Consider the following 18,618-nt stretch of genomic DNA (forward strand, 5'->3'; position numbering starts at 1 on the left):
TAAGGGTCGTTTCCTTGCCAAGTCCCGCAACGCAGCATGGCGCGTCCACAGCTTCAGCCCGGAGGGCCGAACCCCGAAAAACTTCATCAGCCGTTGCGCGTTGCCGATCTGAAAAAAACAACATCAATCCTCAACTATCCCAATGGGGGTGAGACGCGGCCGCAATTTACTGTGGGCACGCCCTGCCGGCGCGAGTATAACGGCGAACTGCCAGGCGTTCGTAAGGGTCCTAATTCATACCGACGCCTTTTCGTTTTGAAATTACCCAGGAGATTTCATATGCGTGTTCCCTTTCGCCTGATTGGCGGTGTGTTGGTTGCAACCCTGCTCACCCAAGTGACCGCTTGCGGCTCGATTTTCTACCCCGACCGCCGTGGGCAAATCGACGGCAAGATTGACCCGGCCATCGCCGCGCTGGATGCCGTGGGCCTGTTGTTCTACATCATCCCCGGCCTGATCGCGTTTGCGGTCGACTTCGCCACCGGCGCGATTTACTTCGAGCCTGGCAAGACGGCTCAGGTCGATCCGGAGAAGCTCAAGGAAGCGATCGGAGCGGACGGCAAGGTCGATAACCACAAGTTGCAGACTATTCTCGAAACTGAACTGGGCCGCAGCTTCCCGCTGGACGACCCACGCCTGATCCAACACAAAGGCAGCACCCAGCAACTGGCCCTGCTCGGCCTGCAACCCGCCGCGTAATCGGTGCACCAAAAGGAAAAGCTGCCCCTATGATTTCCAGCTCCGAACATGCCCGCCTGCTGCGGCTGGCGACCCGTGCCTCGGTGGCGGTGGCGTGTACGCTGATCGTCGCCAAGGCCATCGCCTGGTGGTTGAGCGGCTCGGTGAGCATGCTCGCCGGGTTGACCGACTCGACGCTCGACGGCGTCACGTCGCTGCTCAACCTGCTGGCAGTGCATTACGCCTTGCGCCCGGCCGATGACGACCATCGTTACGGGCATGGCAAGGCCGAGTCGCTGGCGGGCATGGCCCAGGCGTTGTTCATTGGCGGCAGTGCGGTGTTGATTTCCATGCAGGCGATTGACCGGCTGCAACACCCGGAGCCAGTCGGCGCGCCATGGATCAGCATCGGGGTGATCGTGTTTTCCCTGGTGCTGACGCTGGCGTTGCTGATGGTGCAGCATCGCGTGGTCAAGGCCACCGGCTCCAACGCGGTGCGTGCAGACTCGCTGCATTACCGCTCGGACCTGCTGCTCAATGGCAGCATTCTGGTGGCGCTGGTGCTGGCCGGGTTTGGCTGGCATCAGGTCGACCCGTGGTTCGGTCTGGGGATTGCCGCGTACATTCTCTGGAGCGCGATTCAGATCGCTCGGGAAAGCTTCACGGTGTTGATGGATGCAGAACTGCCACCGGATGTCAGTCAGCACATGCTGGAACTGGCGTGCAGCGTGCCGGGTGTTCTGGGGGCGCATGATTTGCGTACACGGATTTCCGGTAACCAGTGGTTCGTGCAACTGCACCTGGAATTGCCGGGGGATTTGACGCTTTCAGTTGCCCACGGCATCAGCGATCAAGCCGCCGATGCCATCCACGCCGCCTACCCGCGAGCCGAAGTGCTGGTGCACGCCGACCCGCAGGAAGTGGCGTTGGCCACCAGGACTCAGAAAGAAACCTGATAGCCGCGACTACTGAGGCAATTGCCCTGGGCCTGGCGGTAGGCTTGCACCACCGAAGGATCCGGTTGGTAGGTGGCGGTTCTTGGATCGAAGCCGCTTTGCTGCACCGCGTATTGATAGCACTCGTAGCCGTCCTGACTGACTTGCTCCGGTGACTGACCGTTGGCGGGATAGGCCGTGACGTCATAACCATTGCTCGTCGGCTGAGGCTGCGCTTGCACGGGCGGTTCGACCACGACGTAGTCCTGAGTGCTTTCCTGATAGGCGTAATACGAGCCTGCGGCCAGGAACAACAACGCTCCGCCAATCCATACTTCACGGGCGTAATCGGGCAAGTAACTCACACGAATCCCGCGCGGCGGCTGCACCACCACGTAACGCGGGCCTTGCGGGCGATACCAGTAGCCGCCGGAATAGAAGTAATCCCGACCGCCGTAAGGCACGCGGTAATCGCGATCCGGGAAACGATCGATCACCTGACCGGGCCGATACTGCGGACCGGGTCCCCAACCGTTGCCGTGACCATTCGGGCGCCCTGCCCAGTAATGATCATTGGGGTGTGCGCCCATACCGCCGGTTTGCCACTGCTGGTTGTATCCGTTGTTGCGCGGATTGTCCTGATAGTACCCACGCTGCGGCTGCTGGGTCTGGCGCACGGTATCGGGCCGGCCCTGAATCGGCAGGTCATTGGCGGGTAATTGCGGCGGCGGTGGCGGCGAGCGAACCGGGTTGTTGTAGTCGTGCTGCGGTCGTGGCTGGTTCTGGTTCTGCCATTGACCGTTGTTTTGGTTTTGGCCGTTATGTTCAAACTGGCGGCTGTTTTCGCCACGAATGATCTCGTTGTTCTGCGGACGGGGCTGATTATTCTGCTCATTGTTCTGCGGGCGTTGCTGATTGTTGCCATGCCCCTGACCGTTGCCCTGATGGCCATCCGGCCCATGCTGCCCGCCATCGTTTCCACGGTTTTGCTGATCATCGGCCAGCGATTGTGCAGCGACACCAACACACAGCAAACCAACACCGGCCAAACGCCAGATGCGCGACTTCATGCTTTTCCTCACTGCGGGTTAGGGCCTGTACGTAAGACTGGAAAAGCACAGACCGGTTCTGCAACAGGTTATCAGTCGCGAAACTTATTTATTGAGGGCAGAAGAGAAATCGCGGGCAAAAGAAAAGGGAGACCCGTCGGCCTCCCTTTGAGAACTTCGTCCGTGCTCGACGCTTATGACGCCGGCTCACCTCACGCCGTCTTCTGGACAGTGTGTAGCTCGGGGGCCGGCACATCCCCGGTGGGGGTGGCGGCCGCGACTGGCCTGATTGGGCGAGTCGCTGTGGACTGTTTGTCCGAGCAGTGATTCTGGTGATAAGGATAGGCCTGAGGCGCCGGCAGAGGATTGCTAAGATTGCTCAAATAAACATCACTTGCGCAATTTTTAACCCTGGATAGATAATCTGCCGCAATAGTTACGACAAAGGCCTGATTGATGAGCAAACTCGACCGATACGACCTGAGCATTTTGGCGGAATTGCAGCGTGACGCGCGCATCTCCAACCAGGAACTGGCCGAACGCATTGGCCTGTCGCCTTCGCCATGCTCGCGCCGGGTCAAGCAGCTGGAAGACGACGGCTACATCACCCGTCAGGTCGCCCTGCTCGACCGCAAAATGCTCGGTTTGAGCCTGACGGCCTACGTGCTGATCGGCATGGACCGACACACACCCGAGCGGTTCGAAAACTTTGAAGCGGCGATTCGTACCTTGCCGCAGGTGCTGGAATGCAGCCTGGTGACGGGGATGGATGCGGATTATCAGTTGAAGGTGGTGGTGCCCGATATGGATCACTATCAGAAACTGCTGCTGGGGCACCTGACCCGGATTGAAGGGGTGACGAGTGTGCGGTCGAGTTTTGTATTGAATCAGGTGCTCAATAGCACTGAATTACCGCTGACTCATTTGCGCAGCTGAGGACGCCATCGCGAGCAAGCTCGCTCCCACAGGGGATCTTCTGAGCACCAAAGATCCCCTGTGGGAGCGAGCTTGCTCGCGATAGGGCCGGCACAAGCGACGAATGACTGCGACACACCGACGCAGGTCAATACATCGCCAATCCCCCGTGGCGTATACTCGCCGCGCCCTTTTAGCCGCGCCTGCGCTGGAGATGTTCGATGGATCCTGCAGTATTTGAAGAGTGGATGATGACGGGCCTTGTCAGCATCCTGATCATTTTCATGGGTTTCATCGTCTGGGATCTGGCGAAGAAGTCCAAGGCCGGGCGCTTTGGCTCGATGATTCTGTTCTTTGTGCTGGGTCTGGGCGTGGCCGCGTTCGTGATCAAAAGCGTGGTGATCGGCCTGATCGAATCCGGCACGTTATAAACGCGCCGGTACTTCTTTCCACTGGCCCTGATCGAGCCCTTCGATCGTCCAGTCGCCGATTCTGACCCGCACCAGCCGCAATGTCGGCAAGCCGACCGCCGCCGTCATGCGCCGCACCTGACGGTTTCGCCCCTCACGAATCACCAATTCCAGCCAACTCGTGGGTACGCTTTTGCGAAAGCGCACCGGCGGGTTGCGTGGCCACAGCTCCGGTTCTTCAAGCTGCCGCGCCTCGGCCGGCAGCGTCATGCCGTCGTTCAGTTCAACGCCATCACGCAAACGCTGCAATTGCTCGGCACTCGGCTCGCCTTCCACCTGCACCCAATAGGTCTTGGCCAGTTTGTGTTTCGGGTCGGCGATCCGCGCCTGGAGCTGGCCATCGTTGGTCAGCAGCAGCAAGCCTTCACTGTCGCGGTCCAGCCGTCCTGCCGGGTAGATTCCGGGAATCTCGATGTAATCCTTGAGCGTCGCCCGCCCTTCGCCGTCGCTGAATTGGGTCAGCACGTCGAACGGTTTGTTGAACAGGATCAGCTTCGGCTCGGCCGGCGGCGCCTTGGCGACACGGCGCGGGGCTGAGGATGGTGTATTCGCGCCAGGACGGCGAGGAGCGGGACGTGGTGGACGGGGCATGGGGAAAGAAACATCTAACGGTCAGGGCTGCTAATGCTAGTGCTCTGACCGTTAAATGACCATGACTGTTAGCGGAACGGTGGCTCGTCGAAGCTGCGCAGTTTGCGCGAATGCAGCGAGTTGAGTTCGGTGCGCAACAGGTCCACCGCTTCGATGCCGATCTTCAAGTGCTGGCTGACCGCGCGCTCATAGAAGGCGTTAGCCGAGCCCGGCAGCTTGATTTCGCTGTGCAACGGTTTGTCCGAGACACACAGCAACGTGCCGTAAGGCACCCGCAAACGATAGCCCTGGGCGGCGATAGTGCCGCTTTCCATGTCCACTGCGACAGCGCGCGACAGGTTGATCAACGGACGCTCCTGCGCCCAGCGCAATTCCCAGTTACGGTCGTCATACGTCAATACCGTGCCGGTACGCAGGCGTTTCTTCAGCTCGTCGCCTTTTTCGCCGGTGATGTTGGCCGCCGCTTGCTGCAACGCCATCTGCACTTCAGCCAGGGCCGGAATCGGAATGTTCGGCGGCACGACCCGGTCGAGAATCCCGTCGCGGCGCATATAAGCGTGCGCCAGCACGTAGTCGCCAATGGTCTGGGACTGACGCAAGCCACCGCAGTGGCCGATCATCAGCCAGCAATGCGGACGCAACACCGCCAGGTGGTCGGTGATGTTCTTGGCGTTGGACGGGCCGACGCCGATGTTCACCAGCGTCACGCCGTGGCCATCGCTGGCGATCAGGTGATAGGCCGGCATTTGGTAACGGTGCCAGACCACGCCCGCAGCAATCGCCGAGGCTTCGCCGTGGTCCATGCTTTTTTCGATGATGACGTTACCGGGCAAGATCATGCGCACAAAACGCGGGTCGCTGCGCAATTGCTCCAGGCCATGGACGATGAACTGGTCAACGTAGCGGTGGTAGTTGGTCAGCAGGATCCACGGCTGCACATGACGCCAGTCACTGCCGGTGTAATGCACCAGTCGACGCAGGGAAAAGTCCACCCGCGCGGCGTCGAACAGCGCCAGCGGCAGCGGGTCGGTGTTTTCCCAATCGTACAAACCATCGGCAATGCCATCGGTGGCGGCCGACAAATCGGTGCTCGGGAACACCCGCGCCAGCACCGCAGCGGTCACGCCGGAGCCGGCCAGTTCATCGCCCTGCTCGACCACGTACGGATAAGGAATGTTTTGCTGGCTGACGCCGACTTCGACGGTCACGGTGAAGTCGTGCATCAATGGCACGAGTTGTTCCAGCAGGTATTTACGGAAAGCGGCCGGATGGGTGACGGTGACGCTGTAGGTCCCCGGCAGTTGAACCTTGGCGTAGGCACGCGTGGTCTGCGGGACTTCGCCTTGGCAGTGATAGGTCAGACGCAGTTCAGGATAACGAAACATCGCACGCTGTTCGGCGTCCGGCTCGACACGATCCTTGAGGTAACGCTTGAGCGCCTGGTTCAGCGCGGTGGTTGCACGATTGTGCAAGAGCGCAAGCCGGTCCACGGCTTGCTCGGCGGTTTGAACGACAATAAAAGCTTCGGTCACGATCAGCATCCTGTGTTCTGACTTGCAGACCTTCATCTTGCCTGCATCGTCGCTTCACGGGAACAGTGGAATGTTGCCAGTACAGCAATTCTCAGACACCACTGAACCTGTGGGAGCGGGCTCAGTGGTGTTCATCGCGCTCAGAAACCTTGCGGGGTTGCGCGGGCGACAATCGCTTCCACTTCCAGCCCTCGCGGCAACGCGCCATACACCCGCCCGGCCGAGCCTAGCCGACTGGCAATAAACGCATCACTGACCGCCGAATTGCCGGCCTCCAGCAACAGTTTGGCCTGGAGCCCCAATGCAATATCTTCGGTGAGTTGCCGCGCGCGGTACTGAATGTCGCTGGTGTCCTTGAATGCCGCCTGCAACTGGCTGATGTGCGCGGCCAGGCGTTTGTCGCCATGACCATCGCCCAGTTCGCTGAACAACACATCCAGCACACCCGGTTCCTTCGACAAAGCGCGCAACACATCCAGGCACTGCACGTTGCCGGAACCTTCCCACGTCGAATTGACCGGCGCCTCTCTATACAGGCGCGGCAGGATGCTTTCTTCGACATACCCGGCGCCGCCCATGCATTCGGCGGCTTCATTGATCATCGCGGGCGCTCGTTTGCAGATCCAGTATTTACCCACTGCCGTTACCAGTCGGGCGAATTTCGCTTCATGGCTGTCGTCCAGATGATCCAGCGCCTTGCCCATGCGCAGGCTCAACGCGAGGGCGGCTTCGCTTTCCAGCGCCAGATCGGCGAGCACGTTTTGCATCAACGGTTGTTCGCTGAGCCGCTTGCCGCCAACGCTGCGGTGCGCGCAGTGATGGCTGGCCTGGGTCAGCGCCTGACGCATCAGCGCGCTGGAACCGACCATGCAATCGAAGCGGGTCATGGCAACCATCTCGATGATGGTCGGCACGCCACGTCCTTCTTCGCCGATCATCCACGCCAGTGCCCCACGGAATTCCACTTCGCTGGAGGCGTTCGAGCAATTGCCCAGTTTGTTTTTCAGGCGCTGGATGTAGAACTGATTGCGCGTGTCGTCGGGGCGATGGCGCGGCAGCAGGAAACAGGTCAAACCCTTATCGGTCTGCGCCAGGGTCAGGAACGCATCGCACATCGGCGCCGAACAGAACCACTTGTGTCCCACCAGTTCGTAAGCCTGGCCCGGGCCGCTGGCGCCGACCGGATAGGCCTTGGTGGTGTTAGCGCGCACATCGGTGCCGCCCTGCTTCTCAGTCATGGCCATGCCGATGGTCACACCGGCCTTGTGGGCCATGCCGACATTGCGCGGGTCGTATTCGGTCGAGAGGATTTTCGGCAGCCACTGCTCGGCCAGATCCGGTTGCAGGCGCATCGCCGGGACGCTGGCGAAGGTCATGGTCAATGGGCAACCGCTGCCGGCCTCGGCCTGGCTGTGCAAGTAACTCATGGACGCGCGGGCCACATGGGCACCGGACTGTGGATGCGCCCAGGGCAACGACGTCAGCCCGTGCTCGACGGCAGTGCGCATCAATTGGTGATAGGCCGGGTGGAATTCCACCAGATCGATGCGATGGCCATAACGGTCATGGCTGACGAATACCGGTTTGTTCTGATTGGCGAGGAACCCGGCCTCCATCAGCGACCCGCCGGCCAGTGCGCCATAGGCGTCGATCCGCGACTCGGCCCAACCGGCCCCGAACCGTCGCGACCACTCCTGCAACGGCAGGTCGATGCGGTAGAGGTTAGTGCCGTCCAGCGACGGTGGCTGGTTGGTGACTTCGTGGGTTTCGGCGAACTGATGCAGGTTCATGACGGGGCTCCTTTGGGTCAGCCAAGGGATTCAGTTAAGCACTGCCCCGAGGCTGAACAAAGTGGCATATCCGCCTAACTGTCGGCGCTTTCGCCTTGCCTTGGGCACAACACCCGCCGATACAGGGCGGCCTGCAAGTCTTCGAATTTCACCGGTTTGTTCAGGTAATCGATCATGTCGCCGGTCGGGCAGCGTTCGCGATCGACGCTGAGTGCGACCACAAACACCGGCAACTCGGCGCAACCCGGCAAGTCGCGGATCTGGCAGCACAACGAGAGGCCATTCAGAGACGGCAGCTGGCAGTCGAGCAGCACCGCGTCAAAGGTTTCACGCTGCAACTGATCGAGCGCGGCCGCGCCGTTGTCCGCAGAACGCACCCGAAACCCGAGCTTGAGCAACATGCCGCGCATCACCAACTGGTTGACGCTGTTGTCGTCGACCAGCAGCACGCTGCAATCCTGAGGCAGGCGCAAACGCGCTGGATCACCACTCATCAACGGCACGTGCGGGCGCTCTACCACGGGCACTTCAAAGTCGACATCCAGCTGGAACCGGCTGCCACTGCCCGGCTCCGAACGGTGTGTCAGGCGGCCACCGAGCAATTCGACCAGTTGCCGGCAAATCGCCAGGCCTACGCCCAGGCCGCCGTACTCGCGAGTCATCGAACCGTCGAGCTGGAAGAAACGCTGATACATCGTCGCCTCACCCAGATCGGTGAAGCCGATGCCGGTGTCGATCACCGCAAACGACAACGACAGCCGCCCGTTTTCCACCGGTTTGCCGGTCACCCGCAGCGCAAGCCCGCCGACCCGGGTGAACTTGATCGCGTTGTCCAGCAGGCATTCCAGGCACTGCGCCAGCTTGGTGCTGTCGCCGTGCAAGCGGTCCGGCAGCCCCGACGTGACGTCGACTTTGAAGTCCAGCGACTTGCTCGAGGCATTGCCCTCGAACTGCGCCCGCAAGGCATCGACCACACCGCGCAAGCTGAACGTTGCCGGCGTGGCCTTGAGCTTGCCGGCCTGCAATTCGGTCAGGGTCAGGATGCCGTTGACCATGCGCATCATGTCCCGCGCGGAACCGGCGGCGGTCTGCTGGTATTGCTCCAGTTCCGGGTCCATCTCGACGGTCTGCATCAACTCCAAAGAACCGATCACACCGTTCATGGGGGTGCGCAATTCGTGGGTCAGGGTGGCGAGGAATTCGTCCTTGAGCTTGTTACTGTGGGCCAGTTGCTGGTTCAGCACTTCAAGCTTTTGGCCGGCATCAAACAACGTTTGCGCCTGCTGCTCGCGCATGGCGTTGATGCGGTCGGCCAGGGCCAGCGACAGCAAGGCGACTTCAATCGCCGAACCGATCTGGCTCGAATACATGGTCAGGAACACGTTGGGCAGGTAACCCAGCACCATCAGCGTGTTGACGATGCCGCCGAGCAAAAACGCCGACCAGGCAATGATGAAGTAGCGCGCCACCCGCAGGCCGCGAAGCCAGGCGCACAACCCGGCGGCGAAAATCACCACGGTGAAGGTCAAGGCCAACGCTGTGGCCAGGCGCAGGGCCAGGGCGTAACTGGCCATCAATGACAACCCGATCACCACCGCGCCGAATGCAATCAATGCCAGCAACAAGCGGTCGAGCCAGCGACCGTAGGACCCGGTCTGCAGGAAGCTGCGGGCGAACTGGCTGCCGAACAGCCCGGCACAGCCGATGAAGAACGGCGTGGCCGCGTTGGCCCACCAGGGATTATTCGGCCAGAAATACTCCACGGCCGCGCCGTTGACTGACAGCTGATACAGGCCAAACGAGGCAATGTAGAAGATGTAATAGAGGTAACTGGTGTCTCGCACGCTGAGGTAGATGAACAGGTTGTACACCAACATCCCCAGCAACACGCCGTAGATCAGCCCCAAAACGTAGAGGCGCACCGGTTGTTCTTCAAGAAACGCGGTGCTCGACCACAAGGTCACCGGCGCCTGAATCGAGCCTTCACTTTGCAGGCGCAAGTAGACGGTTTGCGCCTGGTCTGGGGTGAAATTCAAATCGAACAGGTAGTTGTTCTGGCGGATCTCGCGAGTGGCAAACGGCAAGGCATCACCGGTCTGCCGCACCAATTGATAGCTGCCGGTTGCATCGGGCAAGTACAGATCAAGGTGATCGAGGGGCGGATAGGCCAGCTCGAGCAACCAGGTGCGCTGCGCCGCGGGGTTGGTCGGGCGGTAATGCAGATCGATTTTTAGCCAGAACACCGAACGCGAGTACCCGGCGTTGAGCGTGGCTTTGTCGTGGGGTTTGAAGTTTCCGGCCGCAGCCTGCGCACGAACATCAGCGATGGTCGCCTGACCACCCGCGTCTTCGTACACCTGCATGACTCGGCCCAGGGGAAGGCTCTGGGTGAATTCGTCGAACTCGACGGCGCTCGCCATGAGGGGCAAGCAAAGCAGCAACATCAGCAAATAGCGCATTTAAGCCCCAGCGTGGCCTGTCCGGTTATCTCAGGAAGCCCCTCATTCCCTTTGAGTAGACGTAAAACCGGCATTACCTGTTATTGGTTTGGATCCACTCTAGCATAGCCGCTGGTGGCCATTGAACACCATTGAAAAATTTACTGCAGAGGCTCTAGTACGGGCGTTCCAGCGACAAATTTTGCGCAAAATCAGCGTGGTTGGTCAGGTTCTATCAATGCATCGGCCGTTTTACATATCCCTGTAGCAGCCGGACGCAGGCTTCGCCAGCCGCTACAAGTCCGTCTCATGACTCGCTGGTCGACTGGTGGTAAGCTCGCGCACCATGAATATCTACAGCTCTCGCCCCGTTGTCCTCTGTCTCTCCGGCCACGACCCAAGTGGTGGCGCCGGCTTGCAGGCAGATATCGAAGCCCTGCTCGCCCAGGGTTGCCATGCGGCTCCGGCCGTCACTGCCCTGACCGTGCAAGATACGGTCAACGTCACTGACTTTCGCGTCCTCGACCGTGAGTGGGTGTTGGCCCAGGCCAATGCCGTGCTCAACGATTCCGAAGTCGCTGCGGTCAAACTGGGCATGCTCGGTTCCCTGGAGATGGTCGACACCGTTGTCGAACTGCTCTCGGCGCACCCGCATTTGCCGGTGGTCTGCGACCCGGTGCTGCGCGCCGGCGGTGGCGGACGACTGGGCAAGGACGAAGTCGGCTACGCCATGCGCGAACGCCTGCTGCCCCTGTCCATCATCGCCACCCCTAACCTTCCCGAAGCGCGCATCCTCGCCGAACTGCCAGAAGGCACGGCCGACGAATGCGCCGAAAAACTGTTGCCGTTCGTCAAACACCTGCTGATCACTGGCGGCCATGGCGACGAACACGAAATCCACAACCGCCTCTACAGCCGCGACGGTCGCCGCGAAACCTTTACCTGCCAGCGCTTGCCCGGCAGCTATCACGGTTCCGGTTGCACGCTGGCCAGCGCCTTGGCCGGTCGTCTGGCCCAGGGTGAAAACCTCGCCAGTGCGGTACAGACCGCGCTTAACTACACATGGCGAACCCTGCGTGATGCAGAGCAGCTGGGCAAAGGCCAGTTCGTGCCGCGCCGTCTGCCCCTGGATTTCTGCTCGTAACTATTGAAGCGTAAAGCGCCGAGGCTTGTCCGATGAAACTACGTGGCCTGTACGCCATTACCGATAGCCAGTTGCTGGCCGGTAAATTTCTTTCGTACGTGGAGGCGGCGCTGGAAGGCGGCGTCACCCTGCTGCAATACCGCGACAAGAGCAGCGACGAGGCACGGCGTCTGCGTGAGGCTGAGGCGCTGCGTGATTTGTGCGAACGCTACAAGACTCACCTGATCATCAACGACGATGCCGAGCTCGCTGCGCGCCTGAACGTTGGCGTGCACCTGGGCCAGACCGACGGCCCACTGACCCCGGCCCGCGCCCTGCTCGGTCGCCAAGCCATCATCGGTTCGACTTGCCACGCGCAACTCGAACTCGCCGAACAGGCTGCAAAAGAAGGCGCCAGTTACGTCGCCTTCGGCCGTTTCTTCAACTCCAACACCAAACCCGGCGCACCGACCTGCAGCCTCGACTTGCTCGATCAGGCCCGCAGCACACTGCACCTGCCAATCTGCGCGATTGGGGGCATCACCCTGGAAAATGCCGCGCCATTGGTGGCCCACGGAGTTGATCTGCTGGCGGTTGTCCACGGTCTGTTTGGCGCCGAGAGCGCAGCCGAAGTGACCCGCCGCGCTCGCGCGTTTAACGAATTACTTAAAGTCTGATTTGAGAGCCCGACCATGTCTCGTTCCGAAACCCTGTTTGCCAATGCCCAGAAACACATTCCCGGTGGCGTGAATTCGCCTGTGCGCGCGTTCAAAAGCGTCGGCGGCACCCCGTTGTTTTTCAAACACGCTGAAGGCGCCTACGTCACCGACGAAGACGACAAGCGTTATGTGGATTACGTCGGTTCCTGGGGCCCGATGATCCTCGGCCACAGCCATCCGGACGTGCTGGACGCGGTGCGTAAACAGCTGGAACACGGTTTGTCCTACGGCGCCCCGACCGCGATGGAAACCGAAATGGCGGACCTGGTTTGCTCGATCGTGCCGTCGATGGAAATGGTGCGCATGGTCAGCTCCGGCACCGAAGCGACCATGAGCGCGATCCGTCTGGCCCGTGGTTTCACCGGCCGCGACAGCATCATCAAGTTCGAAGGCTGCTACCACGGTCATTCCGACAGTCTGCTGGTCAAGGCTGGCTCCGGCGCGCTGACCCAGGGCGTACCGAGCTCGGCCGGCGTGCCGGCGGACTTCGCCAAACACACCCTGACCCTGCCATTCAATGACATCGACGCGGTGGAAACCATGCTCGCCGAAGTCGGCCAGGACGTGGCGTGCATCATCGTCGAGCCCGTCGCTGGCAACATGAACTGCGTACCGCCGGCGCCAGGTTTCCTCGAAGGCCTGCGGACCCTGTGCGACAAGCACGGTGTGGTGCTGATTTTCGACGAAGTGATGACCGGTTTCCGCGTCGCCCTCGGCGGCGCACAAGCGCATTTCGGCGTAACGCCGGACCTGAGCACCTTCGGCAAGATTATCGGCGGTGGCATGCCGGTCGGCTGCTTCGGCGGTAAACGCGAAATCATGTCGCACATCGCGCCACTGGGTCCGGTATACCAGGCAGGCACGTTGTCGGGTAACCCGCTGGCCATGGCCGCTGGCCTGACCACCCTGCGCCTGATCAGCCGTCCAGGCTTCCATGCCGAGCTGAGCGACTACACCAGTCGCCTGCTCGATGGCCTGCAACAACGCGCCGATGCGGCGGGTATTCCGTTCGTGACCACGCAGGCGGGCGGCATGTTCGGCCTGTATTTCAGTGGCGCCGACGACATCGTGACCTTCGATGACGTAATGGCCAGCGACGCGGCGCTGTTCGGTCGCTTCTTCCATCTGATGCTTGAAGGTGGCGTTTACCTGGCGCCGAGCGCATTCGAAGCCGGCTTTACCTCGATCGCCCATGGCGACGCCGAGTTGAAACTGACGCTGGATGCCGCTGAGCGTGCATTCGCCGCATTGAAATAATCGCTCTGCCGCTGACGTTGGCGACTGCCAGCGTCAGCTTTTACCTGCATTCACACCCTTATTCCTACGCTTCTGCCAATAATCTCCCGCAAATTGGGCGATATATTCCCCGCGCAGCAGAAAAACGAGTAAAGACTTTGTAAGGTTGGCCCTGCTTATTTCATAATGCGCGCTTATTGGATCCCTCGATGGGTCCGCGCGCCCTTCAGAGGTAAGTCGATTCTCATGAACCGCACCGGCCGCGCCCTTGCACTGGGCTGCCTGTTGCTCCTTCAGCCCCTGCTCGCGCACGCACAAGCAGGCGGCAACTCGTTGTTAATCCCAGCGATGGGTCGCTGCACCCTCAATACTCAGCCGCAAGACCTGACGCAAGCGCTCGCCGCCTGCCAGAAAGCGTCGGATGAAGGGGATGCACAAGCGCAATACGAGTTGGGTGAGTTCTACTACGAAGGCAAAAACGCGCCTCGCGACCTCAATCAAGCCCTCAGCTATTTCGAAAAAGCCTCGCTGCAAGGCCACGCCCAGGCGCAATTCAAACTGGGCACCATGTTCTTCCATGGCGAAGGTGTTCAGGCCAATAACGTTCAGGCTTACATTCTGCTGAAAATGGCTGCGGTCAACGGTGCTGAAGATGCGCTGGACACCGCCGACGAAGTCACCGAGAAAATGCCGCGCGAAGAGCTGGAAGTGGCGACTCAGGTGCTGGGGCAAATCTTTCGTAAATACCTGATGGAATTGCAGAATGCGGATGGGCGAACGCCTTTTGCACCGCTACCCTGATTTCTGCGGCGAAATGACAGGCCCCTTCGCGAGCAAGTCGAATGGGGCGACTCGGTTTTAAGGCTTACTTTTCAGGCATCGGCATCGGAAACGGCATGACATTGCCGACCGCGCCACGGGCTTCGCTGATTTTCGGCGTACCCAGGCGCTCGACCTCGTCGATGCGCACAATCGAATGCATCGGCACAAAACTGCGTACCACGCCTTCGAACTGAGCCTTGAGCTTCTCTTCGCTCGGATCGACGACCACTTGCGTGCGCTCGCCAAAGACGAACTCTTCCACTTCCAGAAAGCCCCACAGATCACTTTGATAGATCTGCTTGGCATACATTTCGTACACCTGGCCCTGGTTGAGGAAAATCACCTTGTAGATTGGAGCTTCACGTTTGGTCATGGTGGGCGAGCAACACATTTGGGATAAAAATGAGGGCGCGAACTATAGCATAGCCACCGGACGCACAGCGGTAGGAACCTTGGGACATGTTCCCTATAATGCGCGGTTCTTTGAATCACGTGATGACTCTGTCCATGGCCAAGAAGCTTTACATCGAAACCCACGGTTGTCAGATGAACGAGTACGACAGCTCGCGCATGGTCGACTTGCTGGGCGAACACCAGGCCCTGGAAGTCACCGCCCGCGCTGAAGACGCCGACGTGATCCTGCTCAACACCTGCTCCATTCGCGAGCGCGCCCAGGACCGGGTGTATTCCCAGTTAGGCCGCTGGCGTGAACTGAAACTCGCCAACCCGGACATGGTGATCGCCGTCGGCGGTTGCGTGGCCAGTCAGGAAGGCGCAGCCATTCGTGATCGCGCGCCGTATGTCGACGTGGTCTTCGGCCCGCAAACCTTGCACCGCCTGCCGGAAATGATCGACGCCGCACGCGCCACCAAGCTGCCGCAAGTTGACGTCTCGTTCCCGGAAATCGAAAAGTTCGACCATTTGCCCGAGCCGCGCATCGATGGCCCAAGCGCTTATGTGTCGGTGATGGAAGGCTGCAGCAAGTACTGCACCTTCTGCGTGGTGCCGTACACCCGTGGCGAAGAAGTCAGCCGGCCGTTCGACGATGTGATTGCCGAGATCATCCACCTGGCTGAAAACGGCGTGCGCGAAGTGACACTGCTGGGTCAGAACGTCAACGGTTATCGCGGCACCACGCATGACGGTCGCCTCGCCGATCTGGCCGAGCTGATTCGTGTCGTGGCCGCCGTCGATGGCATCGACCGGATTCGCTACACCACGTCGCACCCGCTGGAGTTCTCCGACAGCCTGATCCAGGCCCACGCCGATGTGCCGGAACTGGTCAAACACCTGCATTTGCCGGTGCAGTCGGGTTCGGACCGAATTCTCTCGGCGATGAAGCGCAACCACACCGCGCTGGAATACAAATCCAAACTGCGCAAGCTGCGGGCCGCCGTGCCGGGCATTTGCATCAGTTCGGACTTCATCGTCGGCTTCCCGGGCGAGACCGAAAAAGACTTCGAACAAACCATGAAGCTGATCGAAGACGTCGGTTTCGACTTCTCCTACTCGTTCGTCTACAGCCAGCGCCCGGGCACCCCGGCGGCCGACCTGGTCGACGAGACGCCGGAAGCGTTGAAGAAAGAGCGCCTGAACGCCCTGCAACATCGCCTGAACCAGCAAGGTTTCGAAATCAGCCGACAAATGGTCGGTTCGATCCAGCGGATCCTGGTCACCGATTACTCGAAAAAAGACCCCGGCGAACTGCAAGGCCGGACCGAGAATAACCGTATCGTCAACTTCCGCTGCGACACGCCAACCTTGATTGGCCAATTCGCCGACGTGCACATCGATGCCGCACAACCGCACTCGCTGCGGGGCTCGCTGATCCAGTAACACTGAGTAACCCTGTGGTAGCGAGCCTGCTCGCTCCCATAGGGGTCCGTGTTTGAGGCTGGAATATTAAGAGCTTTCGCACCCAGCCCACTGGCGTTATCCTTGATTTCATCTTAATTGCCCCAGGGCGGCTAAATACGACCTTGAACGCACCCATAGAACCGCATCGTTTCATCCTCGAGCCCTTTGAGGCTCGCCGCTTCGCCAATCTGTGCGGGCAATTCGACGAGCATTTACGCTTGATCGAACAGCGCCTGACGATCGAGATCCGCAACCGCGGAAACCAGTTCGAATTGATCGGCGAACCTAAACACACCACCTCCGCGGAAAACCTCCTGCGCCGTCTGTACCGGGAAACCAAGGGTACCGAGCTGTCGCCGGACATGGTTCACCTGTTCCTGCAGGAATCGGCCGTCGAGGAACTGGACAACGTCTCCCCCTCCGAACCTTCCGTCGCATTGCGCACCAAGAAAGGCATGATTCGCCCTCGAGGCTTGAATCAGCTGCGCTATGTGAAAGAAATTCTCGGTAATGACATCAACTTCGGCATCGGCCCTGCCGGTACCGGCAAGACGTATCTGGCCGTGGCTTGCGCCGTAGACGCGCTGGAACGCGAGCAGATTCGTCGCATCCTGCTGGTTCGTCCAGCGGTTGAAGCCGGCGAGAAGCTCGGCTTCCTGCCCGGCGATTTGTCGCAGAAGATCGACCCGTACCTGCGCCCGCTCTATGACGCGCTCTACGAAATGCTCGGCTTCGAACACGTCGCCAAGCTGATCGAGCGCCAGGTCATCGAAGTGGCACCGCTGGCTTACATGCGCGGTCGCACGCTGAACAACAGTTTCATTATTCTCGACGAGAGCCAGAACACCACCGTCGAGCAAATGAAGATGTTCCTGACCCGTATCGGCTTTGGCTCCACCGCGGTCATCACCGGTGACATTACCCAGGTCGACCTGCCGAAAGGCACCAAGTCCGGGCTGCACCATGTGATCGAGGTGCTCAAGGACGTGCCGGGCATCAGCTTCACCCATTTCATGCCCAAGGACGTTGTGCGCCATCCACTGGTGCAGCGCATTGTCGAAGCCTACGAGCGCTTCGAAAATCGCGTGACCGAAGAAGCACCCAAGGACAACCGCCGCGATGCTTGAGCTTGATCTGCAACTGGCTACACAAGCGTCCGCCCCCAGCGAAGCCGAGTTCCGCCAATGGTGCGAACTCGCCCTGCGCCAGCGCACTGCCGACTCCGAAATGACCATCCGCCTGGTCGACGAAGCAGAAGGCCGCGAGCTGAATCACACCTGGCGGCAAAAGGATTACGCCACTAACGTTCTGTCGTTCCCCGCCGACGTGCCCGACGAGTTCCTTGATATCCCGCTGCTGGGCGATCTGGTGATCTGCGTGGCCGTGGTCGAGCGTGAAGCCGCCGAACAAGGCAAGGAATTGAAGGCCCACTGGGCTCATCTGGTCATTCACGGCTGCTTGCATCTGTTGGGTTACGACCATATAGATGACGACGAAGCCGAAGAAATGGAAGCACTGGAACGAACGTTGCTTGCAGAGTTGGGTTATCCCGACCCGTATGCGGACGACGAAACCGAAACATCCCCTATCGTTACAACAAAGGATTCAGAGTAATCGCTATGAGCGAAGATCGATCGAGCAACGGGCAGAAGTCTTGGCTGGGTAAGCTCACCCAGGCTTTTGCCCACGAGCCGAAAAACCGTCAGGAGCTGCTGGAGCTTCTGCGCGATGCACACCAGAACAAATTGTTGGACAGCGAAGCGCTGGCCATCGTCGAAGGCGCCATCCAGGTTGCAGACCTGCAAGTACGGGACATCATGGTCCCGCGCTCGCAAATGGTCAGCATCAAGGCGACCCAGACCCCTCGCGAGTTTCTGCCCGCCGTGGTTGACTCGGCCCACTCCCGCTACCCGGTGATCGGCGAAAGCCACGATGACGTGATGGGCGTGTTGCTGGCCAAGGACTTGCTGCCATTGATCCTCAAGGAGAACGGCGACAGCTTCAACATCAAGGACCTGCTGCGCCCGGCCACGTTCGTGCCCGAGTCCAAGCGTCTGAATGTGCTGCTGCGCGAATTTCGCGCCAACCACAACCACATGGCCATCGTCATTGACGAATACGGCGGCGTGGCTGGCCTGGTGACCATCGAAGACGTGCTGGAACAAATCGTCGGCGACATCGAAGACGAGCACGACGTAGAGGAAGACAGCTACATCAAGCCGTTGCCCAGCGGTGACTTCCTGATCAAGGCCCTGACACCGATCGAAAACTTCAATGAGTTTTTCGACAGCGAATTCTCCGACGATGAGTTCGATACCGTCGGCGGCCTGGTGATGAGCGCGTTCGGGCACTTGCCCAAACGCAACGAGATCACTGAAATCGGCCCTTATCGCTTCCGCATCCTGAACGCCGACAGCCGTCGAATTCATCTGCTGCGCCTGACTCCAATTGCCCGTTAAGGAC

The 18,618-nt window shown here is 60.1% G+C and carries 18 protein-coding genes; 12 read left to right on the top strand and 6 right to left on the bottom strand.

All coding sequences use genetic code 11. From position 1 onward, the window contains the following. The first annotated feature begins 279 nt into the window (after positions 1-279). Positions 280-699 carry a hypothetical protein gene (locus tag H8F22_RS24045; protein ID WP_027924268.1) on the top strand — a complete coding sequence of 140 codons (420 nt, stop codon included), beginning with the start codon at positions 280-282 and terminating at the stop codon, positions 697-699. A 29-nt stretch (positions 700-728) separates the two neighbouring features. Further along, positions 729-1,634 carry a cation diffusion facilitator family transporter gene (locus tag H8F22_RS24050; RefSeq protein ID WP_027924269.1) on the top strand — a complete coding sequence of 302 codons (906 nt, stop codon included), beginning with the start codon at positions 729-731 and terminating at the stop codon, positions 1,632-1,634. On the opposite strand, the gene H8F22_RS24055 is transcribed toward H8F22_RS24050, so the two are convergent. After that, complete coding sequence (locus H8F22_RS24055; protein ID WP_027924270.1) at positions 1,619-2,683, bottom strand: DUF6515 family protein; 1,065 nt, start codon at positions 2,681-2,683, stop codon at positions 1,619-1,621. The genes H8F22_RS24050 and H8F22_RS24055 overlap by 16 nt on opposite strands. Before the next feature lie 435 nt (positions 2,684-3,118). Here H8F22_RS24055 and H8F22_RS24060 point away from each other — a divergent pair, with 435 nt between their 5' ends. Continuing rightward, on the top strand, positions 3,119-3,598 hold the full coding sequence (locus tag H8F22_RS24060; RefSeq protein WP_007894448.1) for an Lrp/AsnC family transcriptional regulator: 480 nt from the start codon (positions 3,119-3,121) through the stop codon (positions 3,596-3,598). 200 nt (positions 3,599-3,798) lie between these two features. Further along, entirely contained in the window at positions 3,799-4,008 is a 210-nt protein-coding gene (locus H8F22_RS24065; RefSeq protein ID WP_027924271.1) for a DUF2788 domain-containing protein, read from the top strand. Here H8F22_RS24065 and H8F22_RS24070 read toward each other — a convergent pair. From H8F22_RS24070 to H8F22_RS24085, 4 genes are all read right to left on the bottom strand, one after another. Then, positions 4,003-4,638 carry a pseudouridine synthase gene (locus tag H8F22_RS24070; RefSeq protein ID WP_027924272.1) on the bottom strand — a complete coding sequence of 212 codons (636 nt, stop codon included), beginning with the start codon at positions 4,636-4,638 and terminating at the stop codon, positions 4,003-4,005. The genes H8F22_RS24065 and H8F22_RS24070 overlap by 6 nt on opposite strands. Before the next feature lie 68 nt (positions 4,639-4,706). Then, positions 4,707-6,206 carry an AMP nucleosidase gene (gene amn, locus H8F22_RS24075; protein WP_172825928.1) on the bottom strand — a complete coding sequence of 500 codons (1,500 nt, stop codon included), beginning with the start codon at positions 6,204-6,206 and terminating at the stop codon, positions 4,707-4,709. A 104-nt stretch (positions 6,207-6,310) separates the two neighbouring features. Next, positions 6,311-7,960, bottom strand: coding sequence for an acyl-CoA dehydrogenase family protein (locus H8F22_RS24080; protein WP_027924274.1), 1,650 nt, complete (start codon positions 7,958-7,960; stop codon positions 6,311-6,313). A 74-nt stretch (positions 7,961-8,034) separates the two neighbouring features. Further along, the gene (locus H8F22_RS24085) at positions 8,035-10,419 is read right to left on the bottom strand and encodes a hybrid sensor histidine kinase/response regulator (protein WP_027924275.1); all 2,385 of its coding nucleotides are present in this window, start codon (positions 10,417-10,419) and stop codon (positions 8,035-8,037) included. Between the two features lie 325 nt (positions 10,420-10,744). On the opposite strand from H8F22_RS24085, the gene H8F22_RS24090 reads away from it, so the two are divergent. The 4 genes from H8F22_RS24090 (at position 10,745) to H8F22_RS24105 (ending at position 14,277) form a co-directional block, all read left to right on the top strand. Beyond that, entirely contained in the window at positions 10,745-11,542 is a 798-nt protein-coding gene (locus H8F22_RS24090; RefSeq protein WP_027924276.1) for a hydroxymethylpyrimidine/phosphomethylpyrimidine kinase, read from the top strand. A 32-nt stretch (positions 11,543-11,574) separates the two neighbouring features. Continuing rightward, positions 11,575-12,198 carry a thiamine phosphate synthase gene (thiE, locus tag H8F22_RS24095; protein ID WP_027924277.1) on the top strand — a complete coding sequence of 208 codons (624 nt, stop codon included), beginning with the start codon at positions 11,575-11,577 and terminating at the stop codon, positions 12,196-12,198. A 15-nt stretch (positions 12,199-12,213) separates the two neighbouring features. Continuing rightward, entirely contained in the window at positions 12,214-13,497 is a 1,284-nt protein-coding gene (hemL, locus tag H8F22_RS24100) for a glutamate-1-semialdehyde 2,1-aminomutase (protein ID WP_027924278.1), read from the top strand. A gap of 225 nt (positions 13,498-13,722) precedes the next feature. Next, the gene (locus tag H8F22_RS24105; protein ID WP_027924279.1) at positions 13,723-14,277 is read left to right on the top strand and encodes a tetratricopeptide repeat protein; all 555 of its coding nucleotides are present in this window, start codon (positions 13,723-13,725) and stop codon (positions 14,275-14,277) included. A 64-nt stretch (positions 14,278-14,341) separates the two neighbouring features. Here the strand turns inward: H8F22_RS24105 and H8F22_RS24110 are convergent, their stop codons facing one another. After that, the gene (locus H8F22_RS24110; protein WP_007894425.1) at positions 14,342-14,671 is read right to left on the bottom strand and encodes a DUF1820 family protein; all 330 of its coding nucleotides are present in this window, start codon (positions 14,669-14,671) and stop codon (positions 14,342-14,344) included. A 134-nt stretch (positions 14,672-14,805) separates the two neighbouring features. Here H8F22_RS24110 and miaB point away from each other — a divergent pair, with 134 nt between their 5' ends. The 4 genes from miaB (at position 14,806) to H8F22_RS24130 (ending at position 18,614) form a co-directional block, all read left to right on the top strand. Further along, positions 14,806-16,134 carry a tRNA (N6-isopentenyl adenosine(37)-C2)-methylthiotransferase MiaB gene (gene miaB / locus H8F22_RS24115; RefSeq protein WP_032833561.1) on the top strand — a complete coding sequence of 443 codons (1,329 nt, stop codon included), beginning with the start codon at positions 14,806-14,808 and terminating at the stop codon, positions 16,132-16,134. A gap of 143 nt (positions 16,135-16,277) precedes the next feature. Then, positions 16,278-17,282, top strand: a complete 1,005-nt coding sequence (locus tag H8F22_RS24120; RefSeq protein WP_027924281.1) for a PhoH family protein — start codon at positions 16,278-16,280, stop codon at positions 17,280-17,282. Next, positions 17,275-17,769 (top strand): rRNA maturation RNase YbeY, encoded by a 495-nt coding sequence (ybeY, locus tag H8F22_RS24125; RefSeq protein ID WP_027924282.1) that lies wholly within the window; start codon positions 17,275-17,277, stop codon positions 17,767-17,769. Before H8F22_RS24120 ends, ybeY begins: the two co-directional genes overlap by 8 nt. 5 nt (positions 17,770-17,774) lie before the next feature. Beyond that, positions 17,775-18,614, top strand: coding sequence for an HlyC/CorC family transporter (locus H8F22_RS24130; protein ID WP_027924283.1), 840 nt, complete (start codon positions 17,775-17,777; stop codon positions 18,612-18,614). Positions 18,615-18,618 lie beyond the last annotated feature (4 nt).

Origin of the sequence: Pseudomonas mucoides, assembly GCF_015461845.1 — a bacterium.
Lineage (GTDB): Bacteria > Pseudomonadota > Gammaproteobacteria > Pseudomonadales > Pseudomonadaceae > Aquipseudomonas > Aquipseudomonas mucoides.